The sequence below is a fragment of the Streptomyces sp. NBC_01525 genome, from assembly GCF_045040405.1.
Taxonomy (GTDB): Bacteria; Actinomycetota; Actinomycetes; order Streptomycetales; family Streptomycetaceae; genus Streptomyces; species Streptomyces benahoarensis.
This window is the reverse complement of sequence record NZ_CP109397.1, coordinates 4,227,002-4,244,364: the sequence shown is the minus strand read 5'-3', so window position 1 is coordinate 4,244,364 and position 17,363 is coordinate 4,227,002. Positions and strand designations below refer to the sequence as shown.

The 17,363-nt window shown below is 70.1% G+C and carries 18 protein-coding genes; 10 read left to right on the top strand and 8 right to left on the bottom strand.

The genetic code is table 11. The features are described 5' to 3' along the window. Window positions 1–44: 44 nt before the first annotated feature. Entirely contained in the window at window positions 45–2,171 is a 2,127-nt protein-coding gene (locus OG422_RS19145; RefSeq protein WP_405743851.1) for a tetratricopeptide repeat protein, read from the top strand. A 224-nt stretch (window positions 2,172–2,395) separates the two neighbouring features. On the opposite strand, the gene OG422_RS19140 is transcribed toward OG422_RS19145, so the two are convergent. Both OG422_RS19140 and OG422_RS19135 read right to left on the bottom strand, forming a co-directional pair. Then, window positions 2,396–2,938, bottom strand: coding sequence for a hypothetical protein (locus OG422_RS19140; RefSeq protein ID WP_405743850.1), 543 nt, complete (start codon window positions 2,936–2,938; stop codon window positions 2,396–2,398). An 84-nt stretch (window positions 2,939–3,022) separates the two neighbouring features. Continuing rightward, window positions 3,023–3,889, bottom strand: a complete 867-nt coding sequence (locus OG422_RS19135; protein WP_405743849.1) for an oxaloacetate decarboxylase — start codon at window positions 3,887–3,889, stop codon at window positions 3,023–3,025. Between the two features lie 420 nt (window positions 3,890–4,309). On the opposite strand from OG422_RS19135, the gene serC reads away from it, so the two are divergent. Together serC and OG422_RS19125 are read left to right on the top strand one after the other, a co-directional pair. Continuing rightward, a complete protein-coding gene (gene serC, locus OG422_RS19130) occupies window positions 4,310–5,428 on the top strand; it encodes a phosphoserine transaminase (RefSeq protein WP_405743848.1) in 1,119 nt (372 codons plus the stop codon). Window positions 5,429–5,621: 193 nt separating this feature from the next. Next, complete coding sequence (locus tag OG422_RS19125; RefSeq protein ID WP_405743847.1) at window positions 5,622–6,095, top strand: PPOX class F420-dependent oxidoreductase; 474 nt, start codon at window positions 5,622–5,624, stop codon at window positions 6,093–6,095. Window positions 6,096–6,351: 256 nt separating this feature from the next. On the opposite strand, the gene OG422_RS19120 is transcribed toward OG422_RS19125, so the two are convergent. Further along, window positions 6,352–7,110 (bottom strand): DUF4232 domain-containing protein, encoded by a 759-nt coding sequence (locus tag OG422_RS19120; protein ID WP_405743846.1) that lies wholly within the window; start codon window positions 7,108–7,110, stop codon window positions 6,352–6,354. A 314-nt stretch (window positions 7,111–7,424) separates the two neighbouring features. Here OG422_RS19120 and OG422_RS19115 point away from each other — a divergent pair, with 314 nt between their 5' ends. Then, the gene (locus OG422_RS19115) at window positions 7,425–8,165 is read left to right on the top strand and encodes a VOC family protein (protein ID WP_405743845.1); all 741 of its coding nucleotides are present in this window, start codon (window positions 7,425–7,427) and stop codon (window positions 8,163–8,165) included. 127 nt (window positions 8,166–8,292) lie between these two features. On the opposite strand, the gene OG422_RS19110 is transcribed toward OG422_RS19115, so the two are convergent. Further along, window positions 8,293–9,477, bottom strand: coding sequence for a helix-turn-helix domain-containing protein (locus OG422_RS19110; RefSeq protein WP_405743844.1), 1,185 nt, complete (start codon window positions 9,475–9,477; stop codon window positions 8,293–8,295). Between the two features lie 203 nt (window positions 9,478–9,680). On the opposite strand from OG422_RS19110, the gene OG422_RS19105 reads away from it, so the two are divergent. The 3 genes from OG422_RS19105 (at window position 9,681) to OG422_RS19095 (ending at window position 11,140) form a co-directional block, all read left to right on the top strand. Then, on the top strand, window positions 9,681–9,893 hold the full coding sequence (locus tag OG422_RS19105) for a hypothetical protein (RefSeq protein ID WP_405743843.1): 213 nt from the start codon (window positions 9,681–9,683) through the stop codon (window positions 9,891–9,893). A gap of 85 nt (window positions 9,894–9,978) precedes the next feature. Continuing rightward, window positions 9,979–10,428, top strand: coding sequence for a glycine-rich domain-containing protein (locus OG422_RS19100; protein WP_405743842.1), 450 nt, complete (start codon window positions 9,979–9,981; stop codon window positions 10,426–10,428). Between the two features lie 70 nt (window positions 10,429–10,498). After that, on the top strand, window positions 10,499–11,140 hold the full coding sequence (locus tag OG422_RS19095; protein WP_405743841.1) for a class I SAM-dependent methyltransferase: 642 nt from the start codon (window positions 10,499–10,501) through the stop codon (window positions 11,138–11,140). Between the two features lie 24 nt (window positions 11,141–11,164). Here the strand turns inward: OG422_RS19095 and OG422_RS19090 are convergent, their stop codons facing one another. Further along, the gene (locus OG422_RS19090) at window positions 11,165–12,160 is read right to left on the bottom strand and encodes a hypothetical protein (protein WP_405743840.1); all 996 of its coding nucleotides are present in this window, start codon (window positions 12,158–12,160) and stop codon (window positions 11,165–11,167) included. Between the two features lie 172 nt (window positions 12,161–12,332). On the opposite strand from OG422_RS19090, the gene OG422_RS19085 reads away from it, so the two are divergent. Beyond that, window positions 12,333–13,049 (top strand): GDSL-type esterase/lipase family protein, encoded by a 717-nt coding sequence (locus OG422_RS19085; RefSeq protein ID WP_405743839.1) that lies wholly within the window; start codon window positions 12,333–12,335, stop codon window positions 13,047–13,049. A gap of 57 nt (window positions 13,050–13,106) precedes the next feature. Continuing rightward, window positions 13,107–14,105, top strand: coding sequence for an aldo/keto reductase (locus OG422_RS19080; protein ID WP_143942498.1), 999 nt, complete (start codon window positions 13,107–13,109; stop codon window positions 14,103–14,105). A gap of 170 nt (window positions 14,106–14,275) precedes the next feature. Here the strand turns inward: OG422_RS19080 and thpR are convergent, their stop codons facing one another. From thpR to OG422_RS19065, 3 genes are all read right to left on the bottom strand, one after another. Further along, window positions 14,276–14,860 (bottom strand): RNA 2',3'-cyclic phosphodiesterase, encoded by a 585-nt coding sequence (thpR, locus tag OG422_RS19075; RefSeq protein WP_405743838.1) that lies wholly within the window; start codon window positions 14,858–14,860, stop codon window positions 14,276–14,278. 156 nt (window positions 14,861–15,016) lie between these two features. Then, window positions 15,017–16,453 carry an MFS transporter gene (locus OG422_RS19070; RefSeq protein WP_143942496.1) on the bottom strand — a complete coding sequence of 479 codons (1,437 nt, stop codon included), beginning with the start codon at window positions 16,451–16,453 and terminating at the stop codon, window positions 15,017–15,019. A 29-nt stretch (window positions 16,454–16,482) separates the two neighbouring features. Further along, window positions 16,483–16,920: a MarR family winged helix-turn-helix transcriptional regulator gene (locus tag OG422_RS19065; protein ID WP_143942495.1), complete on the bottom strand. Its 438-nt coding sequence runs from the start codon at window positions 16,918–16,920 to the stop codon at window positions 16,483–16,485. Window positions 16,921–17,050: 130 nt separating this feature from the next. Between OG422_RS19065 and OG422_RS19060 the strand changes: the two genes are divergently transcribed. Then, complete coding sequence (locus OG422_RS19060) at window positions 17,051–17,278, top strand: ribbon-helix-helix protein, CopG family (RefSeq protein WP_405743837.1); 228 nt, start codon at window positions 17,051–17,053, stop codon at window positions 17,276–17,278. Window positions 17,279–17,363: the final 85 nt, after the last annotated feature.

Below are 17,363 nucleotides of genomic sequence, written 5' to 3'. Positions count from 1 at the left end.
AAATTAAAGCATTTAAAGCAAAGTCGAGGGAGTGATGGAGGCAGATGGAAGGCCATGCTGAAGACAGCGGCCGTGTTTACCAATCGACGCGTGATCAGCACATCAACGAGTACCACTATCACGGAGATGAAAACCCCGGGCTGAACGGCCCCGACTCAGTTCGACGGCCAGCCGTGGGCAGAGCGCCTGTGATATTGCGCGACCGTGCCGAAGTGCTTGAGCGATTGCGGATGAGCACGGCGGACGAGGGCGGCGGCCAAGCATTTGTTCTCCACGGCATGGGGGGCTGTGGTAAAACCGCCGTCGCATATTCCTTCTTTCAGTTCGTCACGGAAGGCAGCGACCGTGTCGGACTGTGGGTAAACGCTTCCGACCGTGCAAGCCTGCGCTCAGGAATGCTCGCCGTTGCCTCCGACCGTGGCGCCACAGATGGGGAGCTGTTAGCTGCCCGTAACGGGTTGCGTCCTGGGGCCGACCTGGTGTGGGAATACCTCAACTCCTCTGCTGAGCCGTGGTTGCTGGTGCTCGACAACGCAGATGCCCCTGAGATCTTGAGGGAAGGTAGCTGGCTACGCACCAGTCCTGTCGGCATCGTCGTGGTCACCACACGTCGCGCAGCCGCTCGGTGGTGGCCGGGAGCAGAGTTGCAGCACATCGGGGTGTTACCACGCGAGGATGCCGCGCAGCTTCTGTGTGACCTGGCACCGGACAGCGGCACGCTCGATCAAGCCGCAGAGATCGCCGACCGATTAGGGCGGTTGCCGCTCGCGCTGACGCTGGCAGGTGGCTTCCTGTCGCACCAGGTGCTCGGCCCCTGGACGATGGATGCCTACAGGCTCCACCTTGAGGTGGGAGAACGTGTCGAACTCATCGATCAGGGAGCTGACATCTTGTCGGATGAAGATCCACGCCACCTCGTGGGGCGTACCTGGCAACTCACGCTCGACGCATTCGAAGAACGGGGCCTGTCCGAAGCGGTGACGCTACTCCGCCTGCTGGCCCGCTTCGCTTCGGAGCCGCTACCGCTATCTCTACTGAACCAAACCGAAATCGCGAGCGTACTGCCTCGCGCTCGCACCGAATCGGCACTTCGGGCGCTACTCGACCAGTCACTTACCGAGCTGGTGGATGTCAGCGGCGTGCGGTGCGTTCAAAGCCACGGAGTTTTGCTCGACAGCGTCGCTTCCGCTACACCGCCGGAATCACTTTCCAGGCTGAATTCAACGGCCACCAGATTGCTGGATGCGGCGATTCCCAAGCTGCCGGACGCGGGCCCGGAAGAGCCACGGCTGAGGCTGCTCGGCCCGCATGCTGTCGCATTGCTCCGACGCGGTGTGGCACCCGAAACCACGGAAGACTTGGTGGGCATCGCCAACCGATTGGCCACGGCCCTGCACCGCACAGGTGACTACCTGTCCGCCTGGGAAAATTCCCGTAGCATCGTAGAGATTTCTGAGCCCGTCCTGGGGCCGGAGAACCGATTGGTATTGGCTGCCCACTCAAGAGGCGGTCGGGGGCTATTTCGACTGGGGAAATATGACGAGGCCGAGATGCTGCTGCGCGAGGCCCGAAGCAGCCAAGAGCAACTTTTCGGGGCCTGCGATCCAGACACCTTGGACAGCGGTCACGGTCTTCAAATGGTCCTGGGGAACCTCGGGAAGCGGGAGGAAGCTCTCTCACTGCTGCGCACCGTAATAGCGGGCCGGCGGTCAGCGTTGGGAGATGCGCATCCATTGACGCTACGTTCTCAGTCCAGTCTCCTGACGATGCTTTCAGCATCCGAAATGGAAGCGGAAGACAACTCCGCACTCCTTTCCTTGCCCTTGGCTTGCGAAAGACACCTGGGCCCGGACCACACGATCACGCTGGGCGCGAGGCACAACCATTCCTGGACACTGTACGTACTCGGGCGCTTCACAGAGGCCAACGAGCAGATTCAACAGGTCGCAGAGACGTACGGGCGACGATTCGGCCCCGATTACCCCAATGCCATTTCAGCGCAACAGCTGTACGCTCGCATTCAATACAAGCTGGGCAACTTTGAAGCGGCCGTAGAGCTTATGCGCGATGTGCTGGAAAAGCGACGCAACAGCCTTGGCACTGATCACCCCTTCACAGTCGCAAGCAGGAAATTGCTGGCCGAATTCGACAGCCGGGGAAAAGCGCTGTGACGCCGGGGCCAGGGCCTCGCCCTCCTGGCTGTTGCTGTGCGGTGTGACCGGGACGGCGAGGGTCCCTCCGGGAGGCGTGGTCGGAAAGCGCCGGCGGCCCCCGGTCGGCCCCGTCCGTCGACCGCGCACGCGAGCGCCCGGCCCTCACCCGTCGAAGCCTCCGCTTCGTCCGCCGGGTGCCGCCGCGCCCGGCCGCAGCCGCAGCGGGCAGGCGCGGGGCCGGGTCAGCGCCGCTTCGCGGCAGCCCGTTTCGCCGGCCGGTCGTCGTGGTCCGCGTCCCCTTCCGGATCGTCGCCCCCGGTGGCCGCGCTCTCGCGGCGCGGCGGGGTGTCCTCCTCCTCGTCCTCGTCCTCGTCCTCCGAGCGGGGGTCGTCGTGGGGCACCGTCTTCTGTTTGACGCCCTGGCCGTTCTCCACGCGCTGGTCGATCGCGCCGCCGCCCCCGTCGTGGTCGCTGCCCGCCGTTCCCTTGCTCAGGGGGGCCAGGATGTTGAGGGTGCGGTCGACCTCCAGCCAGGAGTCGGCGTTGGAGTTGTCGATCGTGATCAGGGAGGGGCCGTGGTGGGTCTCCATTCCGCCGTCGGGGGCGTCGGCGGCGGCCGGAGCGGCGGCCCACGGCACCCCGCAGCAGGCGCCGACCACGACCGCGACCGCCGTACCCGCCTTCCGGAGAGGACCTGTTCTTGGTGGCCTCCGCCGCCTCCTGCCCGTCGCCCGCACCGCTTCCGTCGCCACTTCCGCCTCCACGGCCGTCCTCCATCCGCTCACGCCACTCGTTCCCTTCTCCCTCCGGCACGGGCCCGGTGGGCGCGGCACAGGCCGCAGCCACCGGGCCCGGCGCCCCGTGGACCGTCAGGCACGGACAGCGGTCCGGCCCATGGCGTGATGCCGGCTGATGTTCTTCTCCAGCAATTCCGTGGAACCTCGTACGCCGACTGCCCCGGACCCGGCGAATTCCGGCAATCGGCCGTCGGAATTCTGAATGTCTTCGAGCGCGGCGTCGATGGCGGTGTGGGCGGCGAAGAGGCAGGGCGTGCTGTAGATGGCGACCTGGCAGTCCAGGTCGGTGAGTTCGGAGAGGGAGAGGCGGGGGGATTTTCCGCCGGCGATCTGGTTGAAGAGCAGAGGTTTGTCGCCGATGACCTTACGGATGCGGCGGATCCATTCGACGCTGCGGACGCCGTCGACGAGCACCACGTCCGCGTCGGTCTCGGCGAGCGCCTCGGCACGGCGCAGGATGTCGGACTCCTCCGTCGCGTCGGTGCGGGCGACGACCAGCATGTCCTGCCTGCTCTCCAGCACCAGGTTCAGCTTCTCCAGGTACGTGTCGAGCGGGAGCACCAGCTTGCCGTCGGCGTGCCCGCAACGGCGCGGGCGCATCTGGTCCTCCAGGATGACGCCGGAGGCGCCGCCGCGTTCCAGGCGCTGCACCACGTGGCAGGCGACCTCGGGGTCCACGTATCCGTCGTCGATGTCGACCAGCAGATGGTGGGACGGAAAGGCCAGCCGCAGCCTTTCGACGAAGGCGACCATGTCGGGCCAGGCGATGAAACCGATGTCGGGCAGGCCGTAGTGCGAGGCGGCGAAGCCGAATCCGGAGACGAAGAAACCGTTGTACCGGGTCGCCGCGATGGACGCCGAGTACATGTCGTAGACGCCGATGAGCGGGGTCGTTCCGGGGGATCGGATTTCCTCGCGCAGCGCGCTTCCGTACGTCATGGGACCTCATTTCGGGGGGACGGGAATATCACCCCTCCCGGGCGTCGGCGTTCTGCGGGCACGACAAAGGGAGGCGTCATAGCGAAAAGGGGAAGAGCCCTCGCTCCGTGCGGGGCCGTACAGAATTTTGCAAACTTTGCCGGTCTTTTGCCATACGACACGCACGCCCGATCCGCCGTTCCGCCCTCCTGGGCGAAGCGTTCCGCCCCAGGTCAACACGTGCACGCACCGTCACCCTCGATGACGGATGACGCCCCGTCCGCGCCCTCGCCGAAACCGGCGGCGAGCGGGACTCCTTGTTGTCCTTTTACCCGTTCATTACCGAAGGGTCGGCGCCGCGCCCACCCGGCGGCGAGACGGTCCATCTCACCGGGTGGACGTGGCGCCGGAGCCGCATCGGGGACGGATTAGGCTGCCGGTGTGGCTGATATCCAGATTCCCGCTGACATCAAGCCCGCCGACGGACGCTTCGGCGCGGGCCCCTCCAAGGTACGGACGGAGGCGCTGGCCGCGCTGGCCGCCACCGGTTCCTCCCTGCTCGGCACCTCCCACCGCCAGGCCCCGGTCAAGAACCTGGTCGGTTCGGTGCGCGACGGCGTACGCGACCTGTTCCAGCTCCCCGAGGGCTACGAGGTCATCCTCGGCAACGGCGGCTCCACCGCGTTCTGGGACATCGCGACCCACGGACTGATCGAGAACAAGTCGCAGCACCTCACCTTCGGTGAGTTCTCCTCGAAGTTTGCCAAGGCGGCCAAGCTGGCCCCGTGGCTCGCGGAGCCCACCGTCGTCGCCTCCGACCCCGGCACCCACCCCGAGCCGCACGCCGAGGCGGGCACCGACGTCTACGCGCTGACCCACAACGAGACCTCCACCGGCGTCGCCGCCCCGATCAAGCGGGTCGCGGGCGCCGACGAGGGCGCGCTGGTCCTGGTCGACGCCACCTCCGGCGCGGGCGGTCTGCCCGTCGACATCGCCGAGAGCGACGTCTACTACTTCGCCCCGCAGAAGTCGTTCGCCTCCGACGGCGGCCTGTGGATCGCGGTCTTCTCCCCCGCCGCGCTGGAGCGCGCCCGCGCCGTGCACGCCTCGGGCCGTCACATCCCGGAGTTCTTCTCGCTGCCGACGGCGATCGACAACTCCCTCAAGAACCAGACGTACAACACCCCGGCGCTCTCCACCCTCTTCCTGCTCAACGAGCAGCTGGAGTGGATCAACGGCCAGGGCGGTCTGGAGTGGTCCACGGGCCGCACCGCCGCCTCCTCCGCCGCGCTCTACGGCTGGGCCGAGAAGGCGTCGTACGCCACCCCGTTCGTCACCGACCCGGCGAAGCGTTCGCAGGTCATCGGCACCATCGACTTCGACGACTCGGTCGACGCCGCCGCCGTCGCCAAGGCGCTGCGCGCCAACGGCATCGTCGACACCGAGCCGTACCGCAAGCTCGGCCGCAACCAGCTGCGCATCGCGATGTTCCCGGCCATCGACCCGGCGGACGTCGAGGCGCTGACGGTCTGCATCGACCACGTCATCGGCAAGCTCTGACCCTCCCGGGGCGCGGCCGTACGGCGGCCGGCCCCGGAGCGGTACGGCACCAGGCCCCCGGATCCCGCCCGGATCCGGGGGCCTCGCCGTGTCCGCCGGGCCGCGCGTACCGTGCCGCCGACCGGCCCATCGGCCGCCCGAACGGCCCCGTCCCCACGGGCCGAACGCCCTCGCCTGTGCCTCCATGGGAGGTATGAGCACTCCACCCACCGACCCCGACCTCGCCTCCTTCGTACGCCAGGGCGCGGTGCTGCTCACCACCTTCAAACGGGACGGCACCGGTGTCGGCACCCCGGTCAACCTCTCCGTCGACGGGGACCACGCGTACTTCCGCACCTACGGCAAGGCGGCGAAGGCCAAGCGGATGCGGAACTTCCCCGACGTGGAGATCTGCTGCTCCACCTGGCGCGGGCGCCCCACCGGACCCACCTACCGGGCGCGGGTGCGGCTGCTCGACCCGGCGACCCGCGAGTACCGCCGCGCCGGACGCAGCCTGACCCGCAAGTACCCGCTGCTGCACGGCCTGTTCGTCCCCCTCGCCCACCGCATCGCCCGCGACACCACGCTCCACTACGAACTGCGCCTGACCGGCCTGAAGGAGCCCGAGGTCAGGGACGCCGACATCGCGGCGGAGAAACGCTGGGACGACGAGGGCGGGGCGCTGTAGCGGACGGGCCCGCCTGTGGTCCGGACCCCGTACGGCGCTGAACGCGCCGGATGCCGGCACCGACGGGGGGCGGTGCCGGCATCCGGCAGAGAGGGCCCCGGTCGCCACCCGCCGCCGGGACCGGGAAGGGGAAGTCCGGTGCCGGGGCGGGTGGCCCGGGGCCGTAGATCGGCTCAAGGGGGCAGGCACTCCCTTGAGCCGAGTCCGTGGGCCGGGCCCGAAGGCCCGGGGTCGGGGCCCGGTCGGGGCCCCGGGGTCAGCTGCCGCTGCCCGATTCGAGGGCGGAGACCAGGAACTCGTTGCCGCAGACCCGCAGGCCGTCGGCGGCACGGGCGGTCATCTTGATCTTCGAGCCCGGCGCGTACACCTGGACCAGCGCCGCGTCCTTCCAGCAACCGCCGTCCTTGAGGCCCTCGTTGATGGTGTGCAGCACGGTGTGCGCGGACCCGCCCGGGGCGAGGGTCACGGCGCTGCCCGCGCCGCCCTCGCGGTCGGCGGGGTGGCCGATGGCCGAGCCGTCCTTGGCGAGCAGGGCGATGCCCGGGTAGCCGCGCAGGGTGCAGCTCTTCTTTCCGGTGTTGGTGAACGACAGCGGGTAGCGGATGTTGCCGGCGCCCGTGTCGCTCTGCCCCAGCTCCAGCCGCAGGACATCGGCCTCGCAGCGGTCGCTCGCGTTGTCCTGCGAGGCGGCCGCCGCAGCTCCCCGGGCCGTCGCCGCACCGGACCCACCGGTCGAGCCGCCGGAGGAACCATCGGTCGAGCCGCCGGAGGAACCACCGGACGAACCCGGGCGGCCAGTGTTGGCCGAGGCACCGGACTTCGCGTCGTCGGAGCCCTGACCGTCCGCGGAGGACGCCTGGCCGCCCGAGGAGTCGGACGCCTGGGAGGAGGACTTACCGGCCGCGTCGGCGCCGCCGTCCGAGTTGTCGCACGCGGTCAGGCCGAAGGCGGCGACCGCGGCGAGCGCGAGAGCGGCGGTGGTACGGACCGGACGGAGAAGAGTGCGGTGCGACATCGGTGGGTCCTTTGCCATGGGGGGAGCGGCCTGCCCGGAGCGCCGGGCCCGTGGGGTTCGACTCCTCCAAGGTGCGCCCCCGCGCTGCCGTCCCGCTAACGCGCCGCTAACACCCCACGGAAGCCCCGCCGGTGATAGCCCGTACGCCCCGGACCTGCGGTTTCACCCCCGCCGTCCGGGTTCACCCCTTCCGTCGCAGCAGCCACCACGGAACCGCGTAAACCCCTCGCCACAGGCCAGGTTCAGCTGCATGCGAACCAGGTCCCTCCCCCACCACCCACACAAACGATCGACACCTCCGTACGATCGGCCGCATGGCACTGCGACTTGTGAACGTGAATTTCAAGGCACGCGACAACGCGGCGCTCGGCAAGTTCTGGGCGGAGGCCCTCGGCTGGGGCCTCTCCAGCGAGGGCCCCGGCGTGACCAACGTGTACCCCGAGGAGTTCAACTGGCCTTCCCCCGAGGCGCTTTGCGTCGATGTCGTCAAGGTCCCGGACCCCGAGACGGTGCAGTACCGCGTCCACATCGAGCTCGCCACCACCTCCGCGGACCACCAGAGGGAGCTGGTCACCCGTCTCAAGGAACTCGGCGCCACCCCCGCCGGCGCCGGCCGGGACGACACCCCCTGGACGACCCTCGCCGACCCCGAGGGCAGTGTGTTCCGCGTCCTGGAGCCCCGCGAGCTCTACCGCGACACCGGCCCGATCGCCGCCCTGGTGGTCGACTGCGCGGACCCGCGCGCCATGGCCCGTTTCTGGGACCAGGCACTGGACTGGACCCTCCACGAAGTGACCGACGACCGCGCCCGGTTGCGCTCCGCCCAAGGCGTCGGCCCGTACCTGGAATTCGCCCGCACCCCCGAGGCGAAGTCCGCGCCGAGCCGCGCCCATCTCGACGTGATGCCGTACCGCGGCGACGACCAGGAGGCCGAGGCCGCCCGCCTGCGGGCCCTGGGCACCACACCCGCCGACATCGGCCAGGGCAACACCCCCTGGAAGGTCCTCGCCGACATCGAAGGCAACCAGTTCTGCATCCTGGGCGCCCCGCGCTGAGCCGGAACCGCTTCCGCTCCGGGCCGTGACGGGGTGCGTCGGCGGCGGTGTTGGGCTCGTGCCGCAGGGACGGGGCCACCACCGCCGCCTGACGACCACCGTTGCCGGACAGCGGGGTTCCGTTGGTTCACACAGGGATGCCGGACAACTTGGACAGCCGCAGAAGCTCCGGATTGCTGCGGCGGTGCAGGGAGGACAGGACGCGGAAGACCTCCATCGCCATGGGGTGGATCCGGGCCATCTGGGGAGCGGCCTCCCACGCATCCGACAAGGACTCCAGAGCTCCGTCACGGTCCCCCACGTCCAGCCGGGCCCTGGCCAGGTTCATCCGGGACGGAGCGACACGAGTGGCAGGCAGGCCCTCCAGGGCCGCGTCAAGGTTTTCTGCCACCCTCAGTGCCTCACGGGGCCTCCCCAGGTCGAGCCGGGTGGCCAGAACGTGTGTGGTCGTGTTCCGGGGCCCGAAGATCATGCTGTGCCGGTTCCGGTCCCGCTGGAACCACTCGGAGGCTTCCCAGGCCGATGTGATGTGGCGTTCCGCCTCCTTCTTTCCTTCCTTCTTGTCCTTGAGGCGTCCGGCCAAGGTCATCCCCCGCAGGTTCAGGAGTCCGACCGCAAAGGCCCTTTCCTGCCCTGACAAGCCGGCCTGCGCCTGACTGATGGCCCGGTCCACCACCATGAGGCCGCCTTCGAAGTCTCCGCCGTTCAGGTAGGCCCCCGCCCTGTCCCTGGCGGCAATGGCCCTGCCCAGGGGGTTGTTCTTCTGCTCGACGGCCCAGCTCTGACGCGTCACGGCCAGCTCCGCCATGTCCATCCATCGATGCCGGGCGGCCAGCCAATAGACGCTGCTGTAGACCTCGGACAGGGCCATCCAGCCCTCCACCGTGTGGGCTTCATGCGCGTGCGTCGTCGCGTCCCTCAGAAGGCCGGGGAGCATCACCAGAAGCCGGTCCACCTGCGCCCTGTCCCTGTGGTGTCCGGCGGCCTCCACAGAGGATCTGAGGGCACCTTCCTCGACTGCTTGGCGCCCCGGTAGGTCATAGTCCCGGACCGCCGACCGGAGGGTCGACAGACGCGCTTCATCGTCCTGGGGCACCGAGGCTTTGCCCAGCACCTCGGCCATGCTCAACCCCATGGCCTTACCCAGGTCGGCAGCGATAGCCGGGGTCAGGGTCCGGTCCCCTACTTCGATCTTGGACAGCAGGGAAACGCTGATGTTGGCCAGCCTCGCCAGCCGACTCTGAGTAAGCCCGCGTTCCTTCCTGAGCACGGCAAGGTTCGCGCCCGGTGCCAGTTCGGTGGTCTTACCCATGTGATCAGCCCTATCCAGGAAGACAGTCGCCGAAGCCATCGTCGCAAGCGACATGAGTAGCCGCAGCACGTTCCTTCACGCCGGACTTTCGGTGTGCAAGTGGTGTGCAAGTCCCCTGGCCCCTAAGCCCGTTGACTGAATGGAGTCACCAGCGAAAGGCAGAGGGCATGAGGCAAGGAACTGTGTGTGAGCCCGGTACACCCGTGTTCGACAACAGCAGCCAGATGGTCGGCGTCGTTCAGGCGCGCCGGGGCCCCATGGTCATCCTGATCCGCCCCTCCGGCCTCCGCTGGCAGACGCGCGCGGTATCCGTACGCAACGCGAACGACAGGGATCTGATCCAGCTTGCTGCGCTGGCTCGACACCACCAGCAGGTACAGACCTTGGCGAGGCTGCGGCGACGCGTGCGCTCCTGAGCCCCGTCCCCTGACCACCGAGGCACGTTCGAGTGACCAGGGCGGGTTCCCTCATCCGAGCACGACAACGCGAAGGGATTCACTGATGGCAACAGCGGTACAGGTCCGGGACCCGCGGACCTGCCTCTCACCCCAGGTGTGGGACCGGGAAGTCCGACTCATCATGCGGGACCACGCCATGGAGCGTGACCTCGCAGAGCGCGTCTTCGGTCAGGCCGTCGCCTACCTGGTGACCTCCACCGAGCGCCCCGAGGTCCGCATGGGACCTTCTCAGGCCGTGGACCTGGGTGTTCACTCGTTCGTGCTCGACTCGACCAACTACACGGCGTTCTGCGACCGGCATGCGGGACGCTACATCCACCACGTCCCGCACCTGCCCGGAGAGGGAACCGAGGCCCCGCCCGCTCTTCGGGACACTGCGAAGGCCATCCAAGCTTCCGGCTTCGGCGTCGACCGGGAACTGTGGAACGTCCAGGGCGCCGAGTGCTCCCAGTGCCATGCCGGGTGCACGGACAGCCCCAACAGCGGGACGTAATGGACCGGCACCGATGACGGCAACTCCCCTCGACAGCGAGGGGAGTTGTCCCCATGAGGAGAGGTTCTGTATGGAGATCGCTGAAGCGTGGGAGCGGTACGCGCAGGGGCGGGCACCGCGGCGTGAGTTGAACGCCTTCGGTGCCCGTACGTGGTTGAACTGGACCCAGTACCCGGACCACGGCCCCGATGAGTCGATCCTCGGCGATCTCCGGGGCCGCACCGTCCTGGAGCTGGGCTGCGGCACCGGCTGCAACCTCGCCCATCTGTCCACCCTGGGGGCCATCTGTACCGGAGTCGACATCGCCCCCAGCCAGCGCGGGAAGGCCGTAACCCGATGGGGACACCTGCCCGGTCTCACGTTCCAGACGGCAGAGGTCACCGACTACCTGACCCACACGGCAGGGCCTTTCGATGTGGTGCTGTCCCTCTTCGGCCCTGTCTGGTTCACGGACCCTGAACAGCTCCTCCCTCTGATTCGTCAGAGGCTTTCCGCTGGTGGCGTGCTGGCCTTCTCTCACCGGCCACCGGCCGACGGCATGAAGCAGGTGGGGAATCTGAGAGAGGCCAAGGCAGTGACCAGGTGGGAGCACTCCCCGGAGCAATGGGCGGCCTTTCTGGCCTCTGCCGGATTCTCGGACAGCAAAGCCGAGATCCTCCCTCCGCCGGAGGGGAAAGACACGGGGACCCTCCTGGTGAGGGCCTACGCATAGACCGCCCCTTTGCCCCGCCCGCCTTCACCCCTTCCGCCGGAACACCCTCCGCACCCCCGTCACCACCACCGTCGCCAGGACGAACACCAGCCCCACCTTGACCAGTCCGGGGCTGAGCGCTGAGCCGTCCGCGGTACTGCCGGAACCGTCCTTGCCGCCGTCGTCCGCCTCCTGGCCCGCCGCCGACTCGGGCAGCTGCTTCCCGCTCAGGCCGACCGGTTCGACGGGGCTGTTCTCGCCCTCCGAGCCGAACATCAGGGTGCGGCCGTCGGGGGTGAAGCTCACCGATTCGCCCTGTTGCTGGACGGGGACGCCGACGCTGCCGAGGTCCTTGGGACGGCCGTCCTGCCAGGCGTACATCCGGGCGCCGAAGTAGCTGCGGAGCACCAGCCGGGTGCCGTCGGGCGAGAACGAGCCGTCCGTCACCCACAGGTCGATCGGCGCGACCTTGCGGAAGACGTTCGTTCCGGACGTCGACAGCCGCTCGGGGGCGGCGTAGAGCGCACCGCCGCCGCCCTGCTTCTTGCTGGCGATGTAGACCCGGCCGGTCTTCGGATGCACCATCAGCGCCTCGGCGTCGCGCGGCCCGTCGTCGTACTTCACGTCGAACTGCGTGGCCGTGACGGTCTGGTCGCGCAGCTGCTTCGGCTCCGGGAAGCGGTAGATCCAGACGTGGTCCCATGTGCCGCCGAGGTTGTCGCCGATGTCGCCGACGTAGAGGTTGCCGTCCGGGCCGAGGGAGATCGCCTCGACGTCGCGGGGGTCGCCGATGCCGCGCAGGGTGACGGTGGCGACGGTGCGGCCGGTGCGGGAGTCGATGGCGTAGACGTACGGGCCGTCGTCGCTGTCGTTGTGGGTCCAGTAGACGCCGGGGTGTGCGCGGCTGGCGATCAGGCCGCTGGACTCGGTGATCCGGTGGTCGCCGATCCGGAAGCCGTCCGGCTCCTCGGCGGCCGCGGGAGCGACGGCCGTACTCATCAAAAGCCCCGCGGCACCGGCCGCGCACAGTAGCGAACGCATGCGCTCAGGGTGCCATCCCGCCGCCCGGCGAGGCATAGGCGAGCGGGGGCGGGAGCGGGCACCGGGAGCGGAACGGCGCCCCGGCGCCGCGCGCCCGACGCGACGTCCGCCGGTCCACCCGCGTGGGCAGGGTCACGTACCGCCCGGTAACGGCGTCGGAGATCATGGCGGGATGAGGATCATGCCCGTCGGTGACTCGATGACCATCGGCAGCTGCGGTGACTTCACCTGGCGTTACCGCCTGTGGCAGCACCTGCGTGCGGTCCACGGCGGGCCGTTCCGGCTGGTCGGCCCGCGCGACGCGCTGCACGACACCGCCGCCGACGCCGCCACCTCGCACCGCTACGCCGATCCGGCCTTCCCGCCGGACGCCCGCCGCCATCTCGCCGGGTGGGGCGAGGGCTGGCTGCACATGGCGCCGCTGATCGGCGACGCCGTCCGCGCCCACCGCGCCGACACCCTGCTGGTCTCCCTCGGCCTGATAGACCTCGGCTTCTACACCGACGCGGCCCAGACCGCCGCCAACGTACGGGAGTTCCTGACCGCCGCCCGCCGCGCCGACCCGCACATCCGGGCCGTGCTGCTGCCCGTCCTGGCCAACTCCCGCGCGGCGAGCGACCCGGAGTTCGCCGCCGAGTGCGCCCGTTTCAACGCCCTCCTCGCGCGGGCCGCCGCCGACCTCACCACCCCCGCCTCCCCCTTCCTCCTTGCCCCGGCCCCCGCCCCCTGGGACCTCACCCGCCACACCTACGACGGCACCCACCCCTCCCCCGACGGCGAACACGCCCTCGCCGCGGCGTTCGCGGAGACGCTGTACACGGCGTGGGGAATCGGCGGGCCGTACGCGGCGACGCCCGGGGCCCGGACACCGGAGTACGCGGCGGGCTGAGCCGCCACGCCCCGCCCGTCCTTGCTTCGAGCGCGCTCGAAGGCGTTGGCTGCCTCCATGGAGTACACGCAGCTCGGACGCACCGGACTCAAGGTCAGCCGACTCGTTCTCGGCACGATGAACTTCGGACCGCAGACCGACGAGACCGGCAGCCACGCCCTGATGGACGCCGCCCTGGACGCCGGGGTCAACTTCTTCGACACCGCCAACGTCTACGGCTGGGGCGAGAACAAGGGCCGTACGGAGGAGATCATCGGCTCGTGGTTCGCCCGGGGCGGCGGGCGCCGGGACAAGATGGTGCTGGCCACCAAGGTCTACGCGAACATGGCCCCCGACGGGGCGCCCGCCTGGCCCAACCACGACAAGCTCTCCGCCGTCAACATCCGCCGCGCGGTCGACGCCTCGCTGCGCCGCCTGCGCACCGACCACATCGACCTGTACCAGTTCCACCACGTCGACCGGGCCACGCCCTGGGACGAGATCTGGCAGGCCATCGACGTCCTCGTCCAGCAGGGCAAGATCCTCTACGCCGGGTCCTCCAACCACGCCGGATGGCATCTCGCGCAGGCCAACGAGACGGCCCGCCGCCGCGGCTCGTTGGGCCTGGTCAGCGAGCAGTGCCTCTACAACCTCGCGGAGCGGCGGGCCGAGATGGAGGTGATCCCGGCGGCCGAGGGCTACGGCCTCGGCGTCATCCCGTGGTCGCCGCTGCACGGCGGGCTGCTGGGCGGCGCGCTGCGCAAGGAGCGGGAGGGCGGCGCGGCCCGCACCACCTCCGGACGGGCCGCCGACGCGCTCGCCGACCCCGTGGTCCGCGCGCAGCTCCAGCGGTACGAGGACCTGCTCGCCGAGCACGGTCTGGAGCCCGGTGAGGTGGCGCTGGCCTGGCTGCTGACCCGCCCCGGCGTGACCGGCCCGATCGTCGGCCCGCGCACCCCGGAACACCTCGCCTCGGCGCTCCGCGCCGTCGCCCTGGAGTTGCCGGACGGGCTGCTGACGGCCCTGGACGAGATCTTCCCGGGCCCGGGCCCCGCCCCGGAGGCGTTCGCCTGGTGACCCTCCGCCCCGGACACGGCGGCCCGTCGTACGTCGTATCCGGGGTACGGCTCAGCGCAGGGCCGCCGCCACGATGACGACAACGAGCAGCAGCGCGAGCAGACCGGACATGATCCGGTTCCGGGTTTTGGGATCCACCCTGTGAGCCTACCGGGCACGATCCGAACGTTTCAGCGACCGGGAGCGCCGAGCGGCCAGCTGTCCACCGTCTCGTAGTGCGGCCGGGCGCCCGCGACGCCCGGTGCGGGCGGATGACTGCGGACGAGGGTGAGCGAGGCGGCGGTCCAGGGGCTGCCGTCGAAGTGCTCCAGCGCGGCGGCAAACGGCGCGAGGTCCACCCGGGGGTCGCGGTTGCGGGCCAGGGTGAGGTGCGGGGTGAAGCCGCGGCGCCCGTCGACGGCGGGCCCGGCCAGCCCCGCCCGGCGCCCGGCGGCCGCGGCGGTCCCGGCCAGCTTCCGTATCGCCGCCAGATCGCCGTCCGCGCCCGCCCACAGCACCCGGTCGGCGAACCGCCCGCCCCCGGCGATCCGCAGCCCGTACGGGGCGTGCCGCCGGGCGCCGCGGGCCAGGCGTTCGCGCAGCTCGGGCAGGGTTTCGTCGGGGACCTCGCCGTAGAAGGCGAGGGTGAAGTGCCAGCTGTCGTGTCCGGCCCAGCGCAGCCGGCCGGCGCCCGGCAGCGCGCGCAGCGCCTCGACCCGCCGCGCCAGCTCGGCGACGGCGGAACCGGGCGGCAGCACCGCGGCGAAGAGTCTCACCCGGCCAGTGTCGCGCGGGCGGGGGTGCTTCCGTACGAGGACGGCGCTTCGGTGCGACGCGACGACGGCGGCGCTTCCTGCGACGCGGGCGGCCGGGCCCGGAACGGCGGCCGGCCCCCGCCGGTGGGAGGCGAGGGCCGGAAACCGGTGGCCGGGTCAGGCGACCGTCACAGGTTTGCCCGAGGAAGCGGTCGGCTCCGCGTCGTCCGGTGGCAGGGCGGCGCGGGGCACGAAGGCGACGTGCCGGTGGCCGCGGCGGAGGTCTATCCGGAGCCGCAGTCCGCCCACGCGGGCCAGGATCAGGCCGATGAGGACGGCGGCGAGCAGCGAGACCAGACCGCCGGAGAGGAAGCCGATCCGCGGGCCGAAGCTGTCGGTGATCCAGCCGACGAGCGGCGCGCCCAGCGGCGTACCGCCGACGAAGACCATCATGAACAGCGCCATCACCCGGCCGCGCATCAGCGGGTCGGTGGCCAGCTGGACGCTGGAGTTGGCGGTGACGTTGATCGTCAGGCCGACCACGCCGATCGGGGCGAGCAGCACCGCGAAGATCCAGAAGGACGGGGCGAGCGCGGCGGCCATCTCCAGGGCGCCGAAGAGCACGGCGGCGCCGACCAGCAGCCGCAGCCGGGACGACGAGCGCCGCGCGGCGAGCAGCGCCCCGACCAGCGAACCGGCCGCCATCAGCGAGTTGAACAGCGCGTAGGTGCCCGGACCCTGGTGGTAGACGTGGTACGTGAAGGCGGTCAGCCAGATCGGGAAGTTGAAGCCGAAGGTGCCGATGAAGCCGACGAGGACGATCGTCCAGATCAGCTCGGGCCGCCCGGAGACGTACCGCAGCCCCTCCCGCAGCTGACCCTTGCTGCGCGGCACCCGGTCGACCTTGTGCAGCTCGGCGGTGCGCATCATCAGCAGCCCGGCGATCGGCGCGGCGAACGACAGGCCGTTGAGCAGGAACGCCCAGCCGCTGCCGAACGCGGTGATCAGCGCACCGGCGACGGCCGGACCGATGAGGCGGGCGGACTGGAAGTTGGCGGAGTTGAGGCTGACGGCGTTGCGCAGGTCCTCCTTGCCGACCATCTCGACGACGAACGCCTGCCGGGACGGGTTGTCGACGACGGTGACGAGCCCGAGGAGGAACGCGATCAGGTAGACGTGCCAGACCTGGACGCTGCCGGAGAGGGTCAGCGCGGCCAGCGCCAGCCCCGTGCCGCCCATCGCGGACTGGGTGACCAGCAGCAGCTTGCGCTTGGGGAAGCGGTCGGTGAGCACACCGCCGTACAGCCCGAACAGGAGCATCGGCAGGAACTGGAGCGCGGTGGTGATGCCGACGGCGGCGGAGGAGCCGGTGAGGCTGAGCACCAGCCAGTCCTGAGCGATGCGCTGCATCCAGGTGCCGGTGTTGGAGACCACCTGGCCGGTGGCGAAGAGGCGGTAGTTGCGTACGCGCAGCGAGCTGAACATGCCCTTCCGCGGGGCGGCGGGTGCGCTCGGGGGCGCCCCGCGCCCGGTGGCCTCGGGCGAGGCGCCGGGGGCCGTCTCGTGCGGGGTCTGCGGTCCGGGGACGGAGTCTGATCCGGATCCCGTACTCAACGTCGGTTCGCCTCCTCGGCTCGGTGTCGCTACAGCTGGGCGAGCTTCTCCAGGACCGGCGCGGCGGCGCGCAGCTTCGCCCACTCGTCGTCGTCCAGCCCGGTGGCCAGCTCGGCGAGCCAGGCGTCGCGTTTGTGGCGGCTCTCGGCGAGCATCGCCTCGGCCTGCTCGGTCTGGGTGACGACCTTCTGCCGGCGGTCGTCGGGGTGCGGCTCCAACCGGACGAGCCCCTTGGCCTCCAGCATGGCCACGATGCGCGTCATCGACGGCGGTTGCACATGCTCCTTGCGGGCCAGCTCCCCGGGGGTGGCGTGGCCGCAGCGGGCGAGGGTGCCGAGCACCGACATCTCGGTAGGGGTCAGCGACTCGTCGACCCTCTGGTGCTTGAGGCGGCGGGAGAGGCGCATCACGGCGCCCCGCAGGGCGCTCACGGCGGCAGCGTCGTCGCCGCGGGACAGGTCCGGCATGTTTGTTAGCGTAACTCATTACCCTTTCTAAGGAAAGCCGTGGGAGACGGACGCATCCGCATCACCCATACGAGTGAGGACGCGCCGGAAAGCGACGCACCTGACGGGGGTCTGCGGCGACGGTGTCCTCATGGGATCGCGAGTGCTCAGCCTGCGTCTGGACGACGAACTGCTGGAGCGCATCCGGCAGCACGCGGCGAAACGCGGTATGAGCGTCCAGGACTACGTCGTCCGGACGCTCGTCCGCGAGGATTTCGACGAACGCTTCCAGTCCTCCGTCGATGCGACGGAACGTCTCGGCGGCTGGGGCGACACGGCGCCGGAGGCGGCCGACGGGTCCCCGGCGGCGCACGGCTGACGGCGCCGGGCGGGCCGCCGCGTGACCGCGCCCGGCCGGTGACCGTCCGGGCCGAAGCCCCCTCCGCCGCAAAGTCATTTGCCCT

Excerpts from the sequence above, each read along its gene's own strand:
- OG422_RS19110 (WP_405743844.1), bottom strand. The coding sequence starts at position 9,477 with ATGGGTAAGACCACCGAACTGGCACCGGGCGCGAACCTTGCCGTGCTC.
- OG422_RS19145 (WP_405743851.1), top strand. The coding sequence starts at position 45 with ATGGAAGGCCATGCTGAAGACAGCGGCCGTGTTTACCAATCGACGCGT.
- OG422_RS19135 (WP_405743849.1), bottom strand. The coding sequence starts at position 3,889 with ATGACGTACGGAAGCGCGCTGCGCGAGGAAATCCGATCCCCCGGAACG.
- OG422_RS19120 (WP_405743846.1), bottom strand. The coding sequence starts at position 7,110 with ATGTCGCACCGCACTCTTCTCCGTCCGGTCCGTACCACCGCCGCTCTC.
- OG422_RS19100 (WP_405743842.1), top strand. The coding sequence starts at position 9,979 with ATGGCAACAGCGGTACAGGTCCGGGACCCGCGGACCTGCCTCTCACCC.
- OG422_RS19090 (WP_405743840.1), bottom strand. The coding sequence starts at position 12,160 with ATGCGTTCGCTACTGTGCGCGGCCGGTGCCGCGGGGCTTTTGATGAGT.
- OG422_RS19060 (WP_405743837.1), top strand. The coding sequence starts at position 17,051 with ATGGGATCGCGAGTGCTCAGCCTGCGTCTGGACGACGAACTGCTGGAG.
- OG422_RS19085 (WP_405743839.1), top strand. The coding sequence starts at position 12,333 with ATGAGGATCATGCCCGTCGGTGACTCGATGACCATCGGCAGCTGCGGT.
- OG422_RS19125 (WP_405743847.1), top strand. The coding sequence starts at position 5,622 with ATGAGCACTCCACCCACCGACCCCGACCTCGCCTCCTTCGTACGCCAG.
- OG422_RS19080 (WP_143942498.1), top strand. The coding sequence starts at position 13,107 with ATGGAGTACACGCAGCTCGGACGCACCGGACTCAAGGTCAGCCGACTC.
- OG422_RS19115 (WP_405743845.1), top strand. The coding sequence starts at position 7,425 with ATGGCACTGCGACTTGTGAACGTGAATTTCAAGGCACGCGACAACGCG.
- OG422_RS19065 (WP_143942495.1), bottom strand. The coding sequence starts at position 16,920 with ATGCCGGACCTGTCCCGCGGCGACGACGCTGCCGCCGTGAGCGCCCTG.
- OG422_RS19095 (WP_405743841.1), top strand. The coding sequence starts at position 10,499 with ATGGAGATCGCTGAAGCGTGGGAGCGGTACGCGCAGGGGCGGGCACCG.